General features: G+C 66.7%; 18 protein-coding genes. 11 read left to right on the top strand and 7 right to left on the bottom strand.

The genetic code is table 11. The annotated features are described in order from the left end of the window. Positions 1 to 8: 8 nt before the first annotated feature. From rhmD to lldD, 4 genes are all read right to left on the bottom strand, one after another. Positions 9 to 1,199 (bottom strand): L-rhamnonate dehydratase, encoded by a 1,191-nt coding sequence (gene rhmD / locus HNP52_RS14950; RefSeq protein ID WP_184168449.1) that lies wholly within the window; start codon positions 1,197 to 1,199, stop codon positions 9 to 11. Positions 1,200 to 1,209: 10 nt separating this feature from the next. Then, positions 1,210 to 2,604 carry a glycoside hydrolase family 140 protein gene (locus HNP52_RS14945; RefSeq protein WP_184168448.1) on the bottom strand — a complete coding sequence of 465 codons (1,395 nt, stop codon included), beginning with the start codon at positions 2,602 to 2,604 and terminating at the stop codon, positions 1,210 to 1,212. 216 nt (positions 2,605 to 2,820) lie between these two features. Then, the gene (locus HNP52_RS14940) at positions 2,821 to 3,585 is read right to left on the bottom strand and encodes an SDR family NAD(P)-dependent oxidoreductase (protein WP_184168447.1); all 765 of its coding nucleotides are present in this window, start codon (positions 3,583 to 3,585) and stop codon (positions 2,821 to 2,823) included. Further along, the gene (lldD, locus tag HNP52_RS14935; RefSeq protein ID WP_184168446.1) at positions 3,582 to 4,721 is read right to left on the bottom strand and encodes an FMN-dependent L-lactate dehydrogenase LldD; all 1,140 of its coding nucleotides are present in this window, start codon (positions 4,719 to 4,721) and stop codon (positions 3,582 to 3,584) included. Before lldD ends, HNP52_RS14940 begins: the two co-directional genes overlap by 4 nt. 436 nt (positions 4,722 to 5,157) lie before the next feature. Between lldD and HNP52_RS14930 the strand changes: the two genes are divergently transcribed. The 4 genes from HNP52_RS14930 to HNP52_RS14915 all read left to right on the top strand — a co-directional run bounded on the left by HNP52_RS14930 (position 5,158) and on the right by HNP52_RS14915 (position 10,670). Beyond that, positions 5,158 to 5,946 (top strand): transketolase, encoded by a 789-nt coding sequence (locus tag HNP52_RS14930; protein ID WP_260396168.1) that lies wholly within the window; start codon positions 5,158 to 5,160, stop codon positions 5,944 to 5,946. Next, positions 5,943 to 6,896, top strand: coding sequence for a transketolase C-terminal domain-containing protein (locus tag HNP52_RS14925; protein ID WP_311768480.1), 954 nt, complete (start codon positions 5,943 to 5,945; stop codon positions 6,894 to 6,896). Before HNP52_RS14930 ends, HNP52_RS14925 begins: the two co-directional genes overlap by 4 nt. Before the next feature lie 148 nt (positions 6,897 to 7,044). Next, positions 7,045 to 10,155 (top strand): TonB-dependent receptor domain-containing protein, encoded by a 3,111-nt coding sequence (locus HNP52_RS14920; protein ID WP_184168445.1) that lies wholly within the window; start codon positions 7,045 to 7,047, stop codon positions 10,153 to 10,155. 260 nt (positions 10,156 to 10,415) lie between these two features. Beyond that, entirely contained in the window at positions 10,416 to 10,670 is a 255-nt protein-coding gene (locus HNP52_RS14915; RefSeq protein WP_184168444.1) for a hypothetical protein, read from the top strand. Between the two features lie 93 nt (positions 10,671 to 10,763). On the opposite strand, the gene HNP52_RS14910 is transcribed toward HNP52_RS14915, so the two are convergent. Then, positions 10,764 to 12,023, bottom strand: a complete 1,260-nt coding sequence (locus tag HNP52_RS14910) for an MFS transporter (protein ID WP_184168443.1) — start codon at positions 12,021 to 12,023, stop codon at positions 10,764 to 10,766. A 202-nt stretch (positions 12,024 to 12,225) separates the two neighbouring features. Between HNP52_RS14910 and HNP52_RS14905 the strand changes: the two genes are divergently transcribed. Together HNP52_RS14905 and HNP52_RS14900 are read left to right on the top strand one after the other, a co-directional pair. Further along, positions 12,226 to 13,809 carry a DUF5060 domain-containing protein gene (locus HNP52_RS14905; RefSeq protein WP_184168442.1) on the top strand — a complete coding sequence of 528 codons (1,584 nt, stop codon included), beginning with the start codon at positions 12,226 to 12,228 and terminating at the stop codon, positions 13,807 to 13,809. Between the two features lie 2 nt (positions 13,810 to 13,811). After that, positions 13,812 to 15,062, top strand: a complete 1,251-nt coding sequence (locus tag HNP52_RS14900; protein WP_184168441.1) for an SGNH/GDSL hydrolase family protein — start codon at positions 13,812 to 13,814, stop codon at positions 15,060 to 15,062. Between the two features lie 112 nt (positions 15,063 to 15,174). Here HNP52_RS14900 and HNP52_RS14895 read toward each other — a convergent pair whose 3' ends face one another. Then, a complete protein-coding gene (locus HNP52_RS14895; protein ID WP_184168440.1) occupies positions 15,175 to 16,155 on the bottom strand; it encodes a sugar phosphate isomerase/epimerase in 981 nt (326 codons plus the stop codon). A gap of 90 nt (positions 16,156 to 16,245) precedes the next feature. Beyond that, the gene (locus HNP52_RS14890; RefSeq protein ID WP_184168439.1) at positions 16,246 to 17,034 is read right to left on the bottom strand and encodes a DeoR/GlpR family DNA-binding transcription regulator; all 789 of its coding nucleotides are present in this window, start codon (positions 17,032 to 17,034) and stop codon (positions 16,246 to 16,248) included. A 321-nt stretch (positions 17,035 to 17,355) separates the two neighbouring features. Between HNP52_RS14890 and HNP52_RS14885 the strand changes: the two genes are divergently transcribed. From HNP52_RS14885 to HNP52_RS14865, 5 genes are all read left to right on the top strand, one after another. Then, on the top strand, positions 17,356 to 18,216 hold the full coding sequence (locus tag HNP52_RS14885) for a transketolase (RefSeq protein WP_184168438.1): 861 nt from the start codon (positions 17,356 to 17,358) through the stop codon (positions 18,214 to 18,216). Beyond that, positions 18,213 to 19,166, top strand: a complete 954-nt coding sequence (locus tag HNP52_RS14880) for a transketolase family protein (protein WP_184168437.1) — start codon at positions 18,213 to 18,215, stop codon at positions 19,164 to 19,166. Before HNP52_RS14885 ends, HNP52_RS14880 begins: the two co-directional genes overlap by 4 nt. Next, the gene (locus HNP52_RS14875) at positions 19,166 to 20,626 is read left to right on the top strand and encodes an FGGY family carbohydrate kinase (protein ID WP_184168436.1); all 1,461 of its coding nucleotides are present in this window, start codon (positions 19,166 to 19,168) and stop codon (positions 20,624 to 20,626) included. The genes HNP52_RS14880 and HNP52_RS14875 overlap by 1 nt, the downstream gene beginning before the upstream one ends. 106 nt (positions 20,627 to 20,732) lie before the next feature. Continuing rightward, a complete protein-coding gene (locus tag HNP52_RS14870) occupies positions 20,733 to 22,247 on the top strand; it encodes a tryptophan halogenase family protein (RefSeq protein ID WP_184168435.1) in 1,515 nt (504 codons plus the stop codon). After that, positions 22,244 to 22,909 (top strand): DUF6445 family protein, encoded by a 666-nt coding sequence (locus HNP52_RS14865; RefSeq protein WP_184168434.1) that lies wholly within the window; start codon positions 22,244 to 22,246, stop codon positions 22,907 to 22,909. The genes HNP52_RS14870 and HNP52_RS14865 overlap by 4 nt, the downstream gene beginning before the upstream one ends. Positions 22,910 to 22,933: the final 24 nt, after the last annotated feature.

Below are 22,933 nucleotides of genomic sequence, written 5' to 3'. Positions count from 1 at the left end.
TTGGGTCCTTAACGGGAATAGGGGCGGTGAAGGGCGATATCGCGGTTGAGCTCGACGCCGAAGCCGGGCTTGTCGAGTTCGCTCGCGCGGATCCTGCCGTTGACGGGCACCGGCTCGCCGAGCAGCTGCGGCGCGAACATCGGCACCACCTCGGTCGGCCCTGGATGCATCATCAGGAACTCGGCGAAGGGCGAATTGTGGCGGGTGATGACGAAGTGGTAGCTGTACACCGACGAGCCGTGCGGGACCATCATCACGCCCTTTGAATCGGCGTAATTGGCGATCTTGGTCAGCTCGGTCACGCCGCCGCACCAGCCGACATCGGGCTGGATGATGTCGCAGCATTCCATGTCCATCAGCATGCGGAAGCCCCAGCGGGTCGCCTCATGCTCGCCGGTGGTGACGAGCAGGCCCTTGGGAGCATTCTTCTTGAGCTGGGCATAGCCCCAGTAATCGTCGGGGCTCAGCGCCTCCTCGATCCACTTCAGCCCGCATTCCTTCCAGGCGCGGTGGGCGAGGCGGGTCGCGTAATCGAGGTCGAGCGACATCCAGCAATCATACATCAGCCAGAAATCGTCACCGCACTTGGCACGCATGTCGGCGAGCAGGGCGATGTTCTTCTCCAGCCCCTCCAGCCCTTCGGCAGGACCGTGGTGGAGCGGCAGCTTGCCGCCGATGAAGCCGAGCTCCTTGGCGATGTCCGGCCGTGCGCCGGTGGCGTAGAATTGCAGCTCGTCGCGCACCGCGCCGCCGAGCATGTGATAGACCGGCTCGCCGCGCAGCTTGCCGAGCAGGTCCCACAGCGCGAGGTCGACGCCCGAGATCGCGTTGATCACCAAGCCCTTGCGGCCATAATATTGGGTCGAGAAATACATCTGGTCCCAGATCTTCTCGAACTCATACGGGCTACGGCCTTCGAGGAAGCGGGCGAGATGCTTCTCGACGATATAGGCGGCAGGCTCGCCGCCGGTGGTGACCGCGAAGCCGATCGTGCCGTCCTCGGCCTCGAGCTCGACGACCAAGGTGCCGAGCACGTTGATACCGAAGCTCTGCCGCGAGGCGCGATATTCGGGATAGCGCGCCATCGGGGTGGCGATGTGATCGTCGATCCAGTGGCCTTCGCCCTGATCGTGATAATCGGCGCCGCCACCGCCGCGCACGACGAAGGCGCGGACATGTTTGATCTTCGGCAGGCTCATGCGCATTCCCTTATTGACCGGCGCGCGGCGTGCGCGCGTCGTCGAGCACCAGCACCCAGTCATTGCCCGGCGCGGTTTCCCCCGGCGGATCGAAGCGGTGCTGGCCTGTGTTGTTGAAAGTCCCGATTTCCACCGACTGGCCGTCGCGCGGCGAATACCAGTGCGCGCTGACCCGCTTGCCCGTGGTCGTGCCAAGCCGCAGCGTGAACGGGCGGCCGGTATATGTATAGACAAATGCATAGCCCTTGCCGCGGCTCGCCAGCACGCGGTCATAGCGGGTGCCGTTGTCGACGATCAGCGTCTGGTCGGGCACGCGCTCGAGCATCGGGCGGGATTCGATCAGGCGGCGCAGATACTGCATCTGGTTGGCGCCCGGCGCCTCGATCGCCTGTTGCCAGGGCGTGACCGGCTCGAAATTGGCCGTGTCCGCGCCGGGCGTGAAGAACTGCATGACGTGGTTTTCGCCATAGGTGTGGCCGAACGCGCCGGCCATCACCGCCCACCAGGCATAGCGGCGCGCATCGGGCGCCAGCCAGCGCGGCTGGTTCGCCTCGTGCAGACCGTGGGGGATGCCCTCATAGGAAGGCTCGCCGTCGATCACCGGCTTGGTGGGCAGGCGGATCCAGTCGGTGGCGACATAGCGCCAATTATCCTCGGCAATCGCGCTTGCGCCTTCCTGGGCATAGGAACGGTGGCCGGACTGGAACATGTTGAAATCGAGCCAGGGCGCCTCGTGATACTGCCACGAGGAATCGGTGCGGCCGATCGGGTGGAAGGTCATCAGATGGCCGGGATCGTAGCGCTTGATCGTCGATCCCAGCGCGTCCCATACCGCGGTGCGCATCTCGGAGCGCGTGTCGCCGCCGTTGAGCCAGATGATGTTGGGCTGATCCTTGTAGCGCTCGGCGAGGAAGCGGCCATAGGCGGGGGCGTTCTGCAGGTTCAGCTTGCCGCCGTCGGCGATCGAGCCCCAGCAGGGCACCAGCGCGAGATAGATGCCGAGCTGCTCCGCGCGCTTCGCGACCCAGTCGAGATGGTCCCAGTAATCATATTCGCCGGCCCTGGCCGGATCATTGCCGGGCGTGGTGCGCGGGCGGCCGGGATCGCCATCGACGAGTGCGGGGCCGGTCGCCGGATTGGTCATCTTCTCGGTGTGCAGCACCATGATCTGGACGACGTTGAAGCCCTGGCGCTTGCGGGTGCGCAGATACTGCTCGGCCTCGTCGCGGCTGGTGCGGCTGAGCAGCAGCCAGCCGGTGTCGCCCAGCCAGAAGAAGGGCTTGCCGCCGGCGAGCAGATAATGGCCGTTCGGCGCGACCGAGAGGGGCGGAGTCTGCGCGGCGGCCGGCGTGGCGACTGCCGCAGCGGCCGCGAGCGCGGCCAGCAGAAACGAGCCGGCGTGCATCAGACTTCCCTCTCCCGAAGCGCGGGAATCGTGGCCCCCGCTGTCTGACGTTCATTGTATAATAGTATTATTTAAGTCAACCGCCGTCGCGCACTTCTGCCGTTAATTGCGGTGGATACGGGGCGGTGGCGATCCACGACACGCGCGACCGGGCGCGCCATGCGAGGCATGACGCGCTGTCCGGCGATATGTTTGGCCCCGGGCGGGGCGGTGGGCTTATTGGAGGTTCACGAACATGCCGCCATCGACCAGCAGCGCGGCGCCGGTGACATAGGCCGCCATGTCGGAGGCGAGGAAGACGATCGGCCCGGCGAGATCCTCGGGCATGCCGAGGCGGCCGAGCGGGGTGCGCTCCTCCATGTAGCGGCGCTTGGCTTCGTCGGCGAGATCGTCCTTGTTGATCTCGGTCAGGATCGTGCCAGGCAGCACGCTGTTGCAGCGGATGCCGTGCTTGCCGAGTGCGATCGCAGCCGACTGCATAAGCGAATGCACGCCGGCTTTGGTGGGCGTGTAGTGCGTCTGGAACTCGCCGCCGACCAGCGCCGAGATCGACGAGACCGCGACGATCACACCGCCATGGCCTTGCTTGACCATCTGGTTCGCCGCGGCCTGCACCATGTAATAGGCGCCGTGGAGATTGACCCGGAAGGTGCGGTCCACGGTCTCGACCGGCATGTCGAGGAAGGCGTGGAACGGGCAGATGCCGGCGTTCGAGACCATCACGTCGACCTTGCCGAACGCTTCGACGGCCTTTGCCACGAAATCGGTCGCGGTCTCAGGCAGGGCGACGTCGCCCTTCACCGCGATGCCGCGTCGGCCCAGCGCCTCGACCTCGGCGATGCAGGACTCCGCCTTTTCGTCGCTGGCGACATAGTTGATCGCGACATCGGCGCCGTGCTGTGCCGCGCCGATCGCTGCCGCACGGCCGATGCCGGTCGAGCCGCCGGTGACGAGCACGGTCTTTCCTTCGAGAAGCTTCATCTTACATCCTCTGCCAGGATCGAGCGATCGATCGCTTCGATCCGATTGACTCCGGTCAGCGTCATCGCGACCGTCATTTCCTTGGCGATCAGCTCGAGCAGCTTCGCCACCCCTGCCTCGCCCTGCGCGGCAAGGGCATAGACCCAGGCGCGGCCGAGCAGCACCGAGTGGGCGCCGAGCGCAAGCATCCGCACCACATCAAGGCCGTTGCGCACGCCGCCATCCGCGAGGATGGTCAGCCGGTCGCGGACGGCGTCGGCGATCGCGGGCAGCGCGCGGGCGCTCGACAGCACACCGTCGAGCTGGCGGCCGCCATGGTTCGAGACCACGATGCCGTCGGCGCCGATCGCGGCGGCTTCGCGCGCGTCTTCGGGATCGAGGATTCCCTTGATGATCAGCGGGCCATCCCAGGCGGCGCGGATCCATTCGAGGTCGCGCCACTGGATCGACGGATCGAAATTGGCGCCGAGCCAGCCCATATAGTCGTTGAGCCCGCTGTCCTTGCCGAGCACCGGCAGCAGGTTGCCCAGCGTATGCGGGCGCCCGCGCAGGCCGACATCCCAGGACCAGTGCGGCTTGCCCATTGCCTGGAGCACGCGGCGCAGCGGCGCATTGGGCCCGGACATGCCCGAATGCGCGTCGCGATAGCGCGCACCGGGCACCGGCATGTCGACGGTGAACACAAGCGCCTTCGCCCCGGCGTCCTTCGCGCGGGCGATCAGGTCCCTCATGAAGGCGCGGTCGCGGATCACATAGAGCTGGAACCAGAAGGGGTCGGCCTTTTGCGCGACGTCCTCGATCGGGCAGATCGACACGGTCGACAGGCACATCGGCACGCCGGCCGCGCGGGCGGCACTGGCGGCCTGGAGCTCGCCGCGCCGTGCATACATGCCGCTGATCCCGACCGGGCCGAGCCCCACCGGCAGCGCGATCTCGCGGCCGAACAGGGTGGTCGAAAGGTCGATCGTCGCCACATCCTTCAGCACGCGCTGGCGCAGCGCGATGCCCGACAGGTCGCTCACGTTGCGGCGAAGCGTCTCCTCGGCATAGGCGCCGCCATCGGCATAATCGAACAGGAAGCGCGGCAGGCGGCGGCGGGCGGCCTCGCGGAAATCAGTGGCTGAAGCGATGATCATGGGAATGCCTTATGGCGTTCGGCGCGGCCGCGGGAAACGGATTGTGCAATCATCGCCACGACATTTTTCCTGGCGATGAGGGCTGCTCCTAAGGGAGCGCACCGGCGCTCTCCCGAGCTGCGCGAGTCGCGTGCTTTCATCATCCCGATCCTAAAATTCGCCCCTCCGGCAGCGCCTTGGGGGTGTCGCGCCGGTCTAGTGGCCCGGTTTCGATATTGTCAATTTCTTCGCTAAATGACGGAAAACAAAAAAGTCGTAAGCCGCATACTGGGGATATTGAAGATATTATAGTACTAATCGTTGCAATTGTCCCTTTCCCCGGCTAACGAGCGGGAAGGAGAGATAGATGCATAAGCTGGAAAGGCCGGAGGTGGCGGGCGACCGCTCCACGCGCTTGGAAATTCGTGCAAACCACGTGCGCGAGCGCGCCAATTGGATGCGCCGGCGTCTCTTGAAGATGATCTTCGTTGCCGGCCAGGGGCACCCGGGCGGCGACCTCTCGGCCGCGGACATCGTGGCATCGCTCTATTTCGATATCCTTCGGATCGATCCGAAATCGCCGAATGCGCCGGATCGCGACCGTTTCATCCTGAGCAAGGGCCATTGCACCGGGGCGCTTTATACCGCGCTCGCGGGGGCGGGCTTCTTTCCCGAGGAAGAGCTCGATACCTATCTCCAGCCGGGTTCGCGGCTGAACGGCCATCCCAACCGCAACTATCTGCCGGGCGTCGAGACCAACACCGGTCCGCTCGGGCACGGCTTCCCGGTGGGCGTGGGCGCTGCGGTGGCGGGACAGATCGACGGCGCGGGCTATCGCGTGTTCGTGCTGACCGGCGACGGCGAGCTGCAGGAAGGCAGCATGTGGGAAGCGGCGATGTTCGCCGGGCACCGCAAGCTGGGCAACCTCACCGTGATCGTCGACCGCAACCGGCTGCAGCAGGGCGCCCGCACCGAGGATACCAATTCGCTCGAGCCGCTGGCCGACAAATGGCGCGCCTTCGGCTGGGACCTGGTCGAGGTCGATGGCCATGATCCGGAAGCGCTGCTCGCGGCGTTCGATGCGGCGGCGGACCCGCGCGACAAGCCGCGCGTGCTGATCGCCAATACCTTCAAGGGGCAGGGCGTCAGCTACATGCGCGACCAGGCGGGCTGGCACCACGGCGTGCCCGATGCCGAGCAATATGCCCAGGCGATCGCCGAGCTGGAAGCGGAGCTGCGCGCGTGAAGGACGTGGTCGCGCCCGACATGTTCGATTGCCGCGACGCCTATGTCGGCGCGCTCGAGGCGCTGGCGGCAGGGGACGATCGCATCGTCGCCGTGGTCAATGATTCGGTCGGCTCGTCCAAGCTCGGCAAGTTCCGCGACCGGTTTCCGGCGCGGCTGATCAATGTCGGCATCGCCGAGCAGAACATGGTCGGCGTCGGTGCCGGCCTCGCCAATGGCGGCAAGATCCCGTTCGTCAGCGGCGCGGCATGCTTCCTGACGGCGCGGGCGATGGAGCAGATCAAGGTCGACTGCGCCTATAGCGAAGCGAATGTGAAGCTGTGCGGCATCTCGAGCGGGGTCGCCTATGGCGAGCTCGGCGCGACGCATCACAGCATCGAGGACGTCGCCTGGCTGCGCGCGATCGACAAGCTCACCGTGATCGTCCCGTCGGATCCCTGGGAGACGGCGGCGGCGATCCGGGCGGCGGCGGCGCATCAGGGGCCGGTGTTCGTGCGGATCAGCCGCATGCCGGTGCCGGCGCTCGCGCGCGGCGAAGATGCGGTCTTCACGATCGGCAAGGCGGAGCTGCTGCGCGACGGCGGCGACGTGGCGATCATCGCCAACGGCACGCTGGTCCACCGCGCGCTTGCCGCGGCCGAGGCGTTGGCCGCCGAGGGGATCGCGGCACGCGTGGTCAACATGGCGACGGTGTCGCCGCTCGATGGCGATGCGATCCTCGCTGCCGCGGCCACCGGCGCGATCGTGACCGCCGAGGAAGGGCTGGCGACCGGCGGGCTTGGCGGCGCGGTCGCCGAGCATTGCGCGCGCCACCGCCCGGTGCCGATGCGGATGCTGGGCTTCCCCGGCTTCCTGCCGACCGGATCGGCCAGCTGGCTGATGGAGCATTTCGGACTCACCGCGGAAGGCATCGCCGATGCCGCCCGCGAACTGGTGGCGGGGAAGGGCTGATGGCGGCGCCGTCGGCATCGACCGGTCGCAACATGGCGGAGCGCGCGGCGCTGCCGCCGGGGGGAACGTGACGGGGCGGCGGTGGGGCCGCAACGAATGACGTGAGGTGCTTCGGCACGAGAACATAAGAATTGGGAAGGGAGTGGAAATGAATAAGTCGTTCAAGACAGTGCGTCCCGCGCCGTTGCTGCGCGGAATGCTGCTGACCGGGGTCAGCGCCATGACGCTTGTCGTCGCGCCTGCCGCATTCGCGCAGCAGACCGCGCCGGCGCCGGACACCGTTGCCGAGACGCCGCAGGAGCCGGTGACGCAGAATGATGCGATCGTCGTCACGGGCAGCCGCATCAAGAGCCCGACGCTGACTTCGCCGTCGCCGCTGCAGGCGGTTACCGCCGAGACGATCCAGAATATCGGCGCGACCAACGTCCAGGAAGCACTGGCCCAGATCCCGGCGGTCGGCGTGCCCGGCCAGACCCGCGTCAGCAACGCCGGCGATACCAATCCCGGCCTCGCCACCGTCAACCTGCGCAATCTTGGCGACAACCGCACCCTGGTGCTGATCGACGGCCGCCGCTCGGTCGCCGGCATTCCGGGTACTTCGACCGTCGACCTGTCGATGATCCCGACCTCGTTCGTCGAGCGCGTCGACGTGCTGACCGGCGGCGCCTCGGCCGTCTATGGCTCGGACGCGATCGCGGGCGTGGTCAACTTCGTCTACAAGAAGAATTTCCAGGGCTTCCAGGCCAATGCACAGGCCGGTATCTCGGAACTCGGCGACGACAAGCGCTATTCGATCAACGGCACCTTCGGCCAGAATTTCGCCGACGGCCGGGGCAACGTGATGATCTATGCCGGGTATAATCACGAAGGTGACGTGCCCAACTACAAGCGCGAGCGCACCGCAGCCGGCTATAGCAGCCTGGGCAACACGCAGCGCGTCGGCGGCAACAGCGATGCGAACCTGACCGCAGCGCAGAACCTGTTCACGCGCTTCTACCAGCCGTCGAACGTCGGCCCGGGCGGCGTGTTCAACTTCGGCGGCGTCGGCAGCCGGCTGATCCTGGCGGACGGCACGCTCGACACCTATCCGGCGGTGAACGGCACGAACTACAACGACCCCACGGTCGTCGCGAAGATCAACAAGTACGGCTACAACGCGGCTGCGCTGGGTCAGCAGGCGTCGCCGTCGAACCAGATCACGGTTGCCACGCGCGCGAACTTCGACGTTAGCGACAAGCTGAACCTGTTCGTTGAATCGACCTACTCGAACTACAAGACCAAGGGCCGTCGCGAAGCCTCGCCGATGCGGACGGACAGCGCGCTGGGCGCGTTCAACGGAACGAACGGGTTCTTCCCGATCCAGTTCCAGGTCGTGAACCCGAGCAACGCCGCCGATGTCCGTATCGTCAACAACCCCTTCGTCCCGACCGCGGTGTTCAACGCGGCCGACAATCGCGCCGTCAATGACGCGATCGCTTCGAAGGATGTCAGCTTCCTGCTGCGCACGACGATGTTCGGCGATGGCACGCGCAGCACCCCGACCGAGCGCGACAATTTCCGCGCGGTGATCGGCGGCACCTACAAGATCGGCGGCGACTGGACTGCCGACTTCTACTACCAGTACGGCTTCACCAAGCAGCGCCAGAGCATGACGGGCCTCGCCGACCTCAATCGCCTCGCCCAGGCGGTGCAGGCGATGCCGGACGTGTTCGACTACAACAAGAACGGCAACACCACCGAGGCCGTCTGCGTCGACGCGACGGCGCGCGCAAACGGCTGCGTGCCGATCAACGTCTTCGGCCTGAATGCGGACGGCAGCTCCAAGATCTCGAAGGAAGCCGCTGCGTGGCTGATGACCGAGATGAGCCGCTATTCGAAGCAGGAGCTGCAGACCGCGGCGGTGAACGTCGGCGGCACGCTGTTCAACCTGCCGGCCGGCCCGGTGCAGGTCTCGGTCGGCGCCGAGTGGCGTTCCGAGTACAGCATGGATGACTTCGATCCGCTGACCAACACCGCGCGTAACGGCTATGTCCAGCTGCTCGACACCAAGGGCAAGTTCAACGTCAAGGAAGCGTACGGCGAACTCGTCGTGCCGATCCTGCGCGACACGCCCTTCTTCCAGAACCTGACGCTGCGCGGCGCGGCGCGCCTGTCCGACTATTCGACGGTCGGCAGCTTCTGGGCCTGGAACGTCGGCGGCGAATGGGCGCCGGTCGAGGATATCCGCTTCCGCGCGGTCTATGCCCATGCCGTCCGCGCGCCGAACATCGGCGAGCTCTATGCGGCGGCGGCGGCCGGCATCATCACCATCACCGATCCGTGCCAGGGCGTAACGCTGGCGCAGACCTCGGCGGTGGCAGTGAACTGCCGCAAGGATCCGGGCGTACTCGCGAACATCAACGCGAACGGATCGATGACGCTGACTTCGTCGGATACGGCGGGCGTCGGCAGCATCACCGCGAGCAACCCGGGCATCCAGCAGGAGACGGGCAAGACCAAGACGTTCGGCGTGGTGATCAACCCGCGCTCGATCCACGCGCTGCGCGGCCTGACGATCACCGCCGACTACTACGACATCAAGCTCGAGAACGCGATCAACCGCCTCGCGGCGGCGACCGTGCTCAACAAATGCTATGTCAGCGGCCTGGCGGACTTCTGCCAGTTCGTGACCCGCCGCCAGCAGCCTTCGGGCGCGTTCAGCGTCGGCTCGGTCGAGCAGGTCGTGCGCGGCCTGGTCAACAGCGGTGGCCAGTTCACCCGCGGCATCGACATGACGCTGAGCTATTCCCACAAGATCCTGGGCGGCACGGCGACCTGGTCGGGCAGCTGGACCCATCTGCTAAAGCAGGGCATCGTCCCGCTGACGGGCGACGCCTATGACAACACCATGGGCGAGATCGGCACGCCGCGCGACTCGTTCAACTACGGCCTGAACTGGGACAACGACTCGTTCGGCTTCACCATCACCGGCGAAGTCACCGGATCGCAGATGTTCGACTATGAGAACTACCAGACGACGTTCCGTCTGGCCGATGGTTCGCTGCCCGATAAGAAGTATTTCACGATCGGTGCGAAGAACTACAACAACGCCCAGATCCGCTACAAGGGCATCGAGAATTTCGAGCTCTATGCGGGCGTGAACAACCTGTTCAATGTCCAGGCGCCGCCGCTCTGGACCGGTACGCCCAACGGCAGCCCGAACGCGATCTGGGATATCATCGGTCGCCGTTACTATGCGGGTATCCGCTTGAAGTTCTGAAGGCCCCCCAAGTTGCCTCCTGTCGGGGCGGTGCGAAAGCACCGCCCCTTTTTTTGTGCGCGACAGGGGCGCCCAAATCGACTGGGTTGCCAGCGGGGAGCGCGAGGATATGCTGACCCGATGTGGCAACCGGCTATCCTTGCTCTGATGTCTGCTTCGCCCGCGGGGCAGGGCGTGACTTTCGACGGCGTGGCCTTCGGCCCACAGCGCACCCTTAGTTGCACCTGGTTCACCAATTTCGAGAATAGCCGATTCGAGCAATGCCGGGACGCGACAGGACCGCTGCTGGGGAAGGCGACGGGGCATCGATCAAATGCCGTGGAGACACGTGCAGGCAACTGGATGCCGCAGCCCGGGAGGCATCGGGCTGGCGAAAAGCCGAGCCGCCCTGGGGCAACTTCACGGTGCAGCTGGTGGGGCGGGTGAGCCTTGCGCAGCACAAGAAGCGCTATCTGGGCGATGCCAGCAGGGACGTTCTCATCGAACGTCTCGTCAGCGTTCGCGTCTTGAAATAGGCCGGTATGGGCGAATGAAGAAGGGCGGCCTCGTTGCGGAGACCGCCCGTGCGAGATGCCGGCGGGTCGAAGAACCGGCGGCCCGCAGTTTGTTCAGGCCTTCAGCTGGGCCTCCAGCTCCTCGAGCGACTTGCCCTCGTTGCGCGGGGCGCCGAGCATGCCGATGATGCCGCTTGCCGCGAGGAAGCCGGTGAGGATCCAGGCGAGCGTGGTGAAGCCGGTGGCGGTCAGCACCGGCACGAAGAAGCTCCAGATGCCCAGGCCGATGCGTACCACCGCGAACATCAGCCCCTGCGCCGTGGAGCGCAGCAGCGTCGGGAACATCTCCGAGCTCCACAGCTGGAAGAAGGACTGGGCGCCGAAGCCCTGGCCGAACGCCATCAGGAAGACGTGGAGGATCGCCAGCGGCAGGGTGAGCGGGAACAGCGCGAGCAGCGACATGCCGACCACCTGGATGATCGCCGAGACGAGGAACATCGTCCGCTGGTTCAGCCGGTCGGAGAACTGCATGAACACCCCCCAGATCGACAGCATGCCGATCAGGAAGCTCAGCGTCTGGATCGCCACCGCGGTCGCCTGGCTGGCATCGCCGACGGTGCGCAGGATATAGGGGAAGAAGAAGCCGTTGGTGCCCGCCCACAGATTCCACATGCCGTACATGCCGATCAGGAAGGCCATCGAGCCGAGATAGCGCGGCTTGAACAGCGCGCTGATCCTGGCCGGCTCGATCTGCTTGTGTTCGTCGGCGGCCTGGGCCTCGAGCCAGCGCGGCGATTCCTGCATGCGCGAGCGCAGGAAGGTGAGGCCGATCGCCAGCAGCGCGAGATGCGCGAAGACGATCCGTGCGCCGAGCAGCCCGAGCGGGGTAAGCACCAGGAAAAGCAGCAGCACGACGACCGGGCCCAGATACCAGAGCACCTGCGCCACGCCGCTATGCTTGCCGCGTTTCCCCTTCGGCGCCATCTCCGCGATGATCGACCAGGAAGCGGGAATGTCCGCGCCGACCGCGAGGCCGACCAGGAAGAAGCCGAGCACGACCATCCAGGCGTTCATCGCGAACACCAGCCACAGCATGCCGAACGCGTAGAACAGCATGTCGTACTGGTAGATCTTCTTGCGGCCGAACAGGTCGCACAGCCGCCCGCCGATCAGCGCGCCGACGCCGGCGGAGATCGCGTTCGGCCCGAAGGCGCCGATCAGCCCGACCGTATTGTTGTTGAGGTGATAGGCTTCCTGCCACAGCGCGAGCGCTGCCGATCCGGCGACGATCGATCCGGCGTCGATATAGTTCGCAAGGCCGGCGAGGATCGTGTTCCGCCAATCGTCCTTGTCCTGCGCATTCGTGCTGGCCATCGCCTGGCACCCCTCCTTTACAACATATGATAGTATTATTTGTGACGCAGCCTAGCCGTGCCCGGAGGCGGGGGCAAGCGCTTGCAGCGCTTCGCGGACCCCTTAATCATGGTTGTGCGGATGATGATTTCTAGTACGATAATATTATTATAAAGCGCGGCGCCTTTCCGGGGTGGATGCGGCAAATCTGGAGAGGGTTGGAATGAAGATCACGCGACGGAACATGCTCGCCCAGACGATGGCGATCGGTGCCGCCACTTCCGTTCCCGCCATGGCTGCCGCAGCGCCGCGCACGGTCGAGCGCTGGGGCGTGTTCGAGATCGAGCTGGCCGGCCCGAGCGGGGGCAATCCGTTCGTCGATGTGACGCTTGCCGCGGTCTTCGAAGGCGCGGGGAAGCAGATCCGGGTGCCGGGCTTCTATGATGGCGACGGTGCCTATCGCATCCGCTTCAGCCCACCCGAGCTTGGAAGCTGGCGCTGGCGCAGCGAGAGCAATGCCGGAGCGCTGGCGGGCAAAACGGGCGCGTTCACCGCGGTCGCGCCGGGCAAGGGCAATCGTGGTCCGGTCCGCGTCTCCAAGGATGGCTATCACTTCGCCTATGCCGATGGCACGCCGTTCCGCCAGATCGGCACGACCTGTTACAGCTGGGCGCTCCAGTCCGACGCGAAATGCGCCGAGACGCTGAAGACGCTCGCCGGCGCGCCATTCAACAAGATGCGGATGCTGGTCTTCCCCAATGTCCCCTCGGTGGCGACCAACCCGTTCGCGCGCACCGGGGACGGGCCGAGGGACTGGGATCCGGCGCGGTTCGATCCCGCCTATTTCCGCCGCTACGAGGATCGCATCCAGAAGCTCGGCGCGCTGGGGATCGAGGCGGATGTGATCCTCTACCACCCCTATGACGAGAAGCGCGGCTATTCGGACATGAAGCGCGCCGACGACGAGCGCTATCTGCGCTACGTCACCGCACGCTTCGGCGCCTACCGCAACGTCTGGTGGTCGATGGCGAACGAATATGACAACATCGAAACCAAGGCGGTGGAGGACTGGGACCATCTCTTCCAGGTCCTGGTCGCCGCCGATCCGCATGACCGGCTGCGCTCGATCCACCAGATCAACACCTATTACGACCACCGCAAGCCGTGGATCACCCATGCCAGCGTCCAGAACGGCGCGGCCGTGCTCGACGATCTGCGCGCCGAGCTGCACCGCGCCTTCGCGCTCAAGCCGGTGATCTTCGACGAGGTGGTGTATGAAGGGAACATCGCCAAGCGCTGGGGCAATCTGAGCGCCGAGGACATGGTCCAGCGCTTCTGGTACGGGCTGATCGGCGGCTGCTATGTTGGCCATAGCGAGACCTTCGCGGCCGATCGCAATGCCGATGGCTCGTGGCTGGGGCAGGGCGGCAGCCTGGCCGGGCACAGCGCGCCGCGCCTCGCCTTCCTGCACCGGATAATGGAGGAAGGGCCGGTGCCGGGCGTGGAGCCGATCCAGGCCTGGTGGAACTATCATCTCGGCGGCCAGCAGAACGCCTATTACCTGCGCTATTTCGGCGCCGAGCAGCCGACCGAATGGCCGGTGGTATTGCCCGGCAAGGGGCCGGACTCGCTGCAGAGCTACCGCCTCGACATCATCGACACCTGGAACATGACGGTCACCCCGGTCGAGGGCGTGTTCCGGATGGCGAAGAAGAACGACTATGACGTCCAGGACCCGGCGCGGCCGACGGTGAAGCTGCCGGGCAAGCCGTGGATCGCGCTGCGGCTGGTCAAGGTGCAGGCATAGCGATGCGGTACGCGCGCTTCCTCGCGGCAGGGCTGCTGCTGGTCGCTCTGCCTGCCGCCGCGCAGAGCGGTCGCGAGGTCTGGATCGACGCCTATCAGTCGAGCCCGGCGGATTACGACTTCGTCATTCCGAAGGAGATGAAGCTCCCGCCCGAGACGCGCGAGCGCCTGCGCGATCGGCCGCCGGTTACCGGCACGCTGCGGATGCGCTTCGCGGTTGCGGCCGGCGGGCGGCAGGTCCGCATTCGCCTGTCGAATGAGGACGGCACAACGCCGCTGACCGTGGTTGCTGCCAGCGCCGGCATTGCCGCGACCGGCTTTGATGCGAAGCCCGGCACGCTGCGCAAGCTCAGCTTCGGCGGCGCGGGGCAGGTGACGATCATACCCGGTGCGCCGGTGCTGAGCGATCCCGTCGACCTGCCCGTTCCGACAATGGGCGAGCTGGTGGTGAGCGTGCACATTCCGGCGGGGCTCAAGCTCAAGGGCTTCGGCAATGCGGTGATGGCGATGGGGGAGGGCGACCAGATTCTCGCCGAGGCGATTGCGGGTGCCGATACGATCATCGGCCGCCCGCCGGTGAGTGGCGTGCTGGTGCGCACGGCCAGCCCGCCGCGCGTCATCGTCGCGCTGGGGGATTCGATCACCGACGGCAACCGGCCCGCGCTCGGCCAGCTGCATGGCTGGCCGGAGAGGCTGAACCAGCGCATCGCCGCCGCGCCCGGCCGCCCGGCGCTGGCGGTGATCAACGCCGGTATCGGCGGCAACCGGGTGCTCTCGACCAGCTGGGGCAAGGCGGCGCTGGCCCGGTTCGATCGCGATGTCGCCCGCGTGCAGGGCGTGTCGCATGTCATCCTGTTCGAAGGCATCAACGATATCGGCAATGGCGGTTCGAGCACGATGTTCGGCAACAACCCGCCGCTCGACGTGGACGCGCTGATCGCCGGCTACCGCCAGATCATCGCCCGGGCGCACGCGGCGAATATCAAGGTCGTGATGGGGACGCTGACGCCGTTCCAGGGCGCGACTTCGTACAACGAGGCGCGGGAGGCCCAGCGCCAGGCTGTCAACCGCTGGATCCGCACCTCGGGCGAGCCGGATGGCGTGATCGATTTCGACAAGGCCGTCCGCGATCCCGTCGCGCCGCTGCGGCTCCGCCCGGACTATGATTCCGGCGACCATATCCATCCGGGCGAGGGGGGATACCGGGCGATGGGCGATAGTGTCGATATCGCGGTGTTTGGGAAGGCGGGGTGACGCTCGGACCCTGAAAGCTCCCCGGCGAAAGCCGGGGCCCAGGGTTTCTCTGCCGTCCCGCTTGTGACCCTGGGCCCCGGCTTTCGCCGGGGAACAGAATAGTGCGGAAGGGTCAGCCCGCGAACAGCGCTTCCCGCGCCAGGCGCAGGGTCTCCACCGCGTCCTGCTTCGCCTGCGCCGCGCGCATCGCGTCGAAGTCGAGCCGGTCGAGTGCCTTCTCGATATGCTTGAGGAAGCCGATCGCGCTCTTGGCGGCGCCCACGCAATCCTCGCGGAACGGGAACTGGTCGAGCTGCCAGACGCCTTCCCACTTGTTCTTGCGCAGCGTGTAGAAGAACTCGAACAGCTCGATCGGATGCACCGAGCCGGCGATCATGTCGTCGTCCCAGCCGCGCAGATTGTCGTTCACGTCCATGCCGAACAGCCGGCCATGGTCGATCGCCAGCTGGGCCGAATCCGCCGGGCTCTCGCCGCCGTACAGCGCATGGCCGAAATCGAGCAGGATGCCGATATTGGGCAGGCCGATCTTCTCGATGCCGAGCAAAGTCCGCGCGACGCTGTCGAAGCTCATATGGTTGCGCGGCTCGCGCGGCTTGTACTCGATCACGAACTGGAGATCGGGATTCTCGGAGGCGAGCTGGCCGACGCCGTCCATGCTCATCCGCCACAGATCGCCATGATCGACCTGGAAGGGATAGTCCCAGCCGTCCTGACCCGGCCACAGCTTCACATATTTCGCGCCGAAGCGGCGGACCACGCCGGCGGCCTCGGTGATCATCGCATGCGCTTCGCGGCGGATGCCCGGATCGGGATTGGTGAAGGCGCCCTTGGCGAACTTGCGCGTATAGATCTCCGGCGTGATGCCGATCACCGACAGGTTGTTGCGGGCGAGCGCGGCTTCCACTGCGGCGAAATCGGTCTCGCCGCCGGGGAAGGGATAGTTGATGTCGACCACCGACAGGTCGCCGACCTCGCCGGCCAGGTCGATCATCTCGATCAGCGAGCGCGCCGGGCCATAGCCATCGGTCGCATAGCGATCCACATAGGTGGCGAAGTGCCAGATCCCCGCGCCGTACTTCTGCTCGCTCGCCATCATCAGTCCTCTCGAAGTGCCGCCCGGCTTCGTGCCGGGCGTGAAATCATGGGGCCGTCGCGTTTTCGCGCCTGGCCGTGCGCCTGCCGGTCAGGCGATGAGTACCTTCACCCCGGCGGCCTCGAAGCCCGCACGGTCCTCGTCGCGGATGCCGTCGTCGGTCACCAGCGTGTGGATCAGCTCGATGCCGCCGAGCGACGAGAAGGAGCGCTGCCCGATCTTGCTGCTGTCGGCGACCAGGATCACCTCGGCCGCGGATTCGATCATCGCGCGCTTCACCGTGATGTCCGAAAGCGACGGGAAGGTGAGGCCCGCATCGAGCGACACCGCCGCCGTCGCCAGGAACAGCTTCTGCGCGAACAGCCCACGGAAATAGTCGCCCGAGCGCTCGCCGCTGAGCGACAGGGTCGGTGCCTTGAAATGGCCGCCCGGCATATGGACGTCGAACCCCGGCAGGCCGCCGAGCGCCAGCGCGATGTTGAGCGCGTTGGTGATCACCGTCAGCCCGCTGCGGGTAGCAAGATGGGACGAGATCTCGGTGGTGGTTGATCCGGAATCGAGGATGATCGTCTCACCATCCTGCACCAGCGCGGCGGCCGCCCGGCCGATCCGGCGCTTCGCTTCCATATGGACCATGTGGTGCAGCGCCATTGCGCGCACCTGCTGGGTCACCGACTTGAGGAACGCGCCGCCATGCTCGCGCACGACATGGCCTTCCGCTTCGAGCTTCTCCAGGTCCTGGCGTACCGTCACTTCGGATACCCCAAAGGCATCAGCAAGTGTGCGGACGCGGGCGGCGCCTTCTTCCTGCATCCATTCCAGGATCTTCATCCGGCGGGCTTCGCCAAGCAGCCCGGGCGTTCCGGTTCGAGTGTTCATGCCTGTCTCCAATCCCCGCGTGCGATGCGGAGCTGCAGTGGCTCTAGCATGCGGGCGCGTGCGGCATAGATGCGGCGCACTTCCGGGGTTGAGGCAAGGACATGACGCGGGCCGGCCTGCTCACCATTTTCCATGCCGAAACGCCGCACAGCCCATCCTCTTCCGTATCGCAGCTCTGATTGCCGGATTTTGCGCAACGCTAAGCGGTAACGCAGCGAAGTGTCAACGAACGAACCGATATTCGTTGTGAAATGGAGGTAAACGAAAATAATCGTAAGAAGTCGGTTGCCGTTCCCATCGGTCCTCGGTTAAGGCCCGGCCATGGGTAAGGCAGTAGCAACCGAGGAATTCGTCGATGCGCGGGTGGCGGACATCCGCCGCCGGGCGGACTGGATACGGCGCCAGGCGCTGACGATGGCGCACCGCGCGAAGCAGGGGCATCCGGGCGGTGACATGTCGTGCGCGGATATCCTGGCGACGCTTTATTCCGCCGTGCTGCGCTTCGATCCCGCCAATCCGCAGGACCCGACGCGCGATCGCTTCGTGATGAGCAAGGGCCACTGCACCGGCGCCTTCTATTCGGCGCTGGCCGGTGCGGGCTATTTTCCGGTCGCCGATCTGGAGACCTATCTCCAGCCGGGCTCGCGGCTGAACGGCCACCCGAACCGCAATTACCTGCCGGGCGTCGAGACCAATACCGGCCCGCTCGGGCATGGCCTGCCCGTCGCGGTCGGCATGGCGGTGGCCGGGCAGATTGACGCGGCGGACTTCCGGGTCTTTGCGCTCACCGGCGACGGCGAGCTGCAGGAAGGCAGCATGTGGGAAGCGGCGATGTTCGCCGGCCACCGCAAGCTCGGCAACCTGACGGTCATCATCGATCGCAACCGGCTGCAGCAGGGCGCACCGACCGAGGACACCAATTCGCTCGAGCCGCTCGCCGACAAATGGGCGGCCTTTGGCTGGGAAGTCGCGGATGTCGACGGTCATGATCCCGCGGCCCTGCTCGAACTGCTCTCCACACCGCGCGGCGCCAACGGCAAGCCGCTTTGCATCATCGCGCATACGATCAAGGGACGCGGCGTGAGCTATATGGAAAATCAGGCGGGCTGGCATCACGGCACGCCCAGCGACGCGCAGCTGGCCCAGGCTTTCGCCGAACTCGACGCGGAGCTTGCCGCATGAGCGCCGCACCGCAGGGCAAGGGCTTTGATTGCCGGAATGCCTATGTCGAGACTTTGGAGGCTTTGGCTGCTGAAGATCCCCGGATCGTCGCGGTGGTCAATGACTCGGTCGGCTCGTCGAAGCTCAACAGGTTTCGTGACCAGTTTCCCGAGCGGCTGGTCAATGTCGGCATCGCCGAGCAGAACATGGTCGGCGTCGGTGCCGGCCTGGCCAATGGCGGCAAGGTGCCGTTCGTCAGCGGCGCTTCGTGCTTCCTGACCGGACGCGCGCTCGAGCAGATCAAGGCGGACATCGCGTACAGCAACGTCAATGTGAAGCTGTGCGGCATCTCCAGCGGCGTCGCCTATGGCGAGCTTGGTGCGACGCATCACAGCATCGAGGACCTGGCCTGGCTGCGCGCGATGAAGGGACTGACGGTGATCGTGCCGTCCGATCCCTGGGAAACCGCCGAGGCGATCCGCTGGGCCGCCGGTTATGACGGCCCGGTCTTCATCCGGGTGAGCCGCATGGCGGTGCCGGCGCTGGCCCGTCCGGAAGGCGCGCGCTTCGAGGCCGGCAAGGCCGAGATCCTGCGCGACGGCAGCGATGTCGCGATCATCGCCTGCGGCACGCTGGTCCACCGCGCACTCGATGCCGCCGAGGCGCTGGCGGCGGAAGGCATATCCGCCCGCGTGCTCAACATGGCGACGGTCTCGCCGATCGACCGCGAGGCGATCGTTGCCGCAGCCGGCACGGGTGCTATCGTCACCGCCGAAGAACATGTCGTGCGTGGTGGCCTGGGTGGCGCCGTGGCCGAAGTCGTGGTGGAGGAGAGGCCGGTTCCGATGCGCGTTCTGGGGTTCCCCGGCTTCCTGGAGACCGGCTCGGCCGAATGGCTGTTCGAGCGGCACGGGCTCACCCCGGCAGGTATCGCCGCCGCGGCGCGCGAGCTGATCGAGAAGCGCAGCTGATGGCGCGCCCGGCGATCCTGGCGGTCGACCAGGGCACGACCAACACCAAGGCGCTGCTGTTCGCGGCGGATACCGGCGAAGTGCTCGGCCGCGCCTCGCATCCGCTGGGCGTGGTCCATCCGCGTCCCGGCTGGGCCGAGCAATCGGCCGAGGCGATCTGGGGCAGCGTCGCCGGCGCGATCGGCGAAGTCATCGCGACCACGCCCGGCGCCGAAGTCGCTTCGCTCGCCATCGCCAACCAGCGCGAGACGATCGTGCTGTGGGACGCCGAGAGCGGCGAGGCTGTCGCGCCCGCGATCAGCTGGCAATGCCGCCGCACCGCCGATCGCTGCACCGCGCTGATGCCGCATGCGCAGGAGATCATTGCAGCGACCGGGCTCGGCATCGATCCGCTGGCGCCCAGCACCAAGCTCGCCTGGCTGCTCGACGAGACGCCGGGCGCCCGCGCCAAGGCGGAGGCGGGGCTGCTCCGTGCGGGCACGATCGACAGCTGGCTGTTGTGGAAGCTCACGAACGGCGCCCAGCACGCGACCGATGTCAGCAACGCCTCGCGCACCCAGCTGATGTCGCTCGACGCGCTTGATTGGGACCGCGCGATGCTTGCGCTGTTCGGCGTGCCCCGGCTGGTGCTGCCGACGATCCGCCCGTCCGACGCCCAGTTCGGCCTCACCGCGGCGAGCGGCGTGCCCTCGGGCCTGCCGATCGAAGTGCTGCTCGGCGATTCGCACGCGGCCCTGCTCGGCCATGGCTTTGCGGCGCCCGGCCAGGCCAAGGTCACCTGCGGCACCGGATCCTCGCTGATGGCGGTGACGCCGGCGCGCGTGACCTCCTCGCATGGGCTGTGGAGCACGATCGCCTGGGCGCGCGGGCATGACGTCTTCCACGCGCTGGAGGGCAATGTCGCGGTATCGGGCCACGCCGCGGCCTTTGCCGTGCGCCTGCTCAACCTGCGTGACGAGGGCGAACTGACCCGCCTCGCCGCCGAAGTACCCGACAGCCAGGGCGTGACCTTCGTGCCCGCGCTGGCGGGGCTCGGTGCGCCGCACTGGCGCTCCGAGGCGCGAGGGCTGCTCAGTGGCATGTCGCTCGGCACCAGCCCGGCCCATGTCGCGCGCGCGGTGCTCGAAGGCATCGCGCTGCAGATCGCCGATATCGTCTTCGCGATGGACGCCGATCTCGGCGCGCCGCTCGATACCCTGTCGGTCGATGGAGGTGCTGCGGCCAACGACCTGCTCGTCCAGATCCTCGCCGACGTTATCGACCGTCCGGTCCTGCGGCCGCGCCAGCTCGAGCTGGGCGCGCGCGGGGTGGCGCAGCTGGCTGCCGGGAAGCTGGGTGGCAATGCCTGGGCCATCGTGGATCAGGACCGCTTCGAGCCGGGCATCGCCGGCGCCGATCGCGGGCAATTGATGGCGCGCTGGCGCCAGGCGGTTACCGCCTCCGCCGCGACGCATCCCTAGCCCAGGGTGCCCGGCGAGGTGGCGCGTGCAACATCGAAATCCGAGGTCGTCAGCAGGAAATCGCTCGGCTAAACACTCGTGAAACTACGAGTGAGAAATCGATTCCATGAGCCTGTCCGATACCCCTTCGCGGCGTGTGCGTTCCGTCGTTATCCTGGGTGGTGGAACGGCTGGCTGGATGACCGCGACGGCGCTGGCGCGCCAGTTCGGCCAGACGCTGGATATCACCCTGTTGGAGTCCGAGGAGATCGGCACGGTCGGCGTCGGGGAAGCGACGATCCCGACGATCCACTGGTTCAACCAGCTGATCGGGCTCGACGAGGCGGCGTTCCTCCGCGAGACCAAGGCGAGCTTCAAGCTCGGCATCGAGTTCGTCGACTGGGTGCGGCCGGGGCATCGCTATTTCCACCCGTTCGGCGACTATGGGGTGCGCTTCCCGGGCGTTGCCTTCCACCATCGCTGGATGAAGGCGCGAGCCGAGGGGCTGGACCTGCCGCTCTCCGCCTTCTCGCTGGCGACCGAGCTGGCCGGGCAGGGGCGCTTCGCTATGCCGACGGGCGACGCCCGCTCGATCCTGTCGACGCTCGGCTATGCCTATCATTTCGATGCCAGCCTCTATGCCCGGCACCTGCGCGGCATTGCCGAGGCCGCAGGGGTCACCCGGATCGAGGGCAAGCTCCGGGAGGTCGAGCGCGACGGCGAGAGCGGCATGGTCGCTGCGCTGACGACGGAACGGGGCGAGCGGATCGAGGGCGACCTGTTCATCGATTGCTCGGGCTTCCGCGCGCTGCTGATCGACGGGACGATGGGCGGCGGGTTCGAGGACTGGTCGCACTGGCTGCCCTGCGACCGCGCGGTGGCGGTGCCCTGCGAACGCACGGAGCACACCACGCCCTTCACCCGCTCCACCGCGCGCCCGGCGGGCTGGCAGTGGCGCATTCCGCTCCAGCACCGGATCGGCAACGGCCATGTCTTCGCCAGCGGCTTCATGAGCGAGGACGAGGCGACCGCCATGCTGATGGCGAACCTGGACGGGGAGGCGCTGGCCGAGCCGCGCACGCTGCGCTTCAAGGCGGGCACGCGGCGCAAGGCCTGGATCGGCAATGTCGTGGCGCTCGGGCTGTCCTCGGGCTTCCTCGAACCTTTGGAGTCCACCTCGATCCACCTGATCCAGAGCGGCATCGCCAAGCTGCTGACGCTGTTCCCGGACCGCGACATGGATCCGGCGCTGGCCGAGCGGTACAACGCGCTCCTCAATGCCGACATGGACAATATCAAGGACTTCCTGATCCTCCACTACCACGCCAATCCCGGCCGGACCGATCCGTTCTGGGTCGAGCGGCGCGAGATGGCGCTGCCCGAGACTTTGGTGGCGCGCGAGGAGCAATATCGTCGCTCCGGGCGGCTGATGCTCGGGCCCGAGGAGCTGTTCCGCGACGCGAGCTGGCTGGCGGTGCTCAACGGGCAGGAGATTGTGGCGGAGGACTATAACCCGCTCGCCGACGTGCTCGACAGCGCCGCGAACAGCGCGCAGGTCCGCCAGGTCGCCGAAGTGATCCAGCGCGCCGCGCCGACGCTGCCGCTGCACGACGCGGCGCTCGCGGCGGCGATGGGCGGGTGATCAAGCCGGACATCGTCGCGCGGCGGATCGGCAGCGAAGGCCAGCCGATCGCGATCGTCGACGGTTTCCATCCTGATCCGGATGCGCTGCGCGCGGCCGCGCTGGCGGCGCGGTTCGAGCCGGGCCGGCATCACTATCCGGGCATTCGCGCCCCGCTGCCGGCCGACTATTTCGCCCGGGTGCGCCCGGGGCTGGCGCCGGTGCTGCGCGAGGTGCTGGGGGCTGCGAGCGTCGAGCTGCTCGACGCCAGCTTCTCGATGGTGACCACGCCGCCCGCCGAGCTCGGCAGGGAGCAGCGGCTGCCGCATGTCGATGCGGTACAGCCCGGACGGATCGCGCTGGTCCATTACCTGTCGGAAGGCGAGGGCACGGCATTCTTCCGCCACCGGGCGACCGGGTTCGAGACGATCGATGCGGCGCGCTCGGCCGGCTATCTCGCCACGCTCAACGCCGAGCTGCGCACCGATCCGCCGGAAGCGGCCTATCCCTTTGGCGATACGGCGCTTTTCGAGCGGATCGCGCATGTCGAGGCGCGGTTCAATCGCGCGGTGATCTATCGCAGCGCGCTGCTCCATAGCGGCGCGATTTCACCGGGGGCGCTGCTCGATGCCGATCCTGCGACCGGGCGGCTGACGGTGACTGCGTTTCTGGCGGCTACCTAAAAATCACCCGCCATCTCCCCGGGA

It is taken from the genome of Sphingomonas kyeonggiensis, assembly GCF_014204495.1.
GTDB lineage: Bacteria > Pseudomonadota > Alphaproteobacteria > Sphingomonadales > Sphingomonadaceae > Sphingomonas > Sphingomonas kyeonggiensis_A.
Note: the sequence above shows the minus strand (reverse complement) of the source record. Positions and strands in the feature narration are given on the sequence as shown.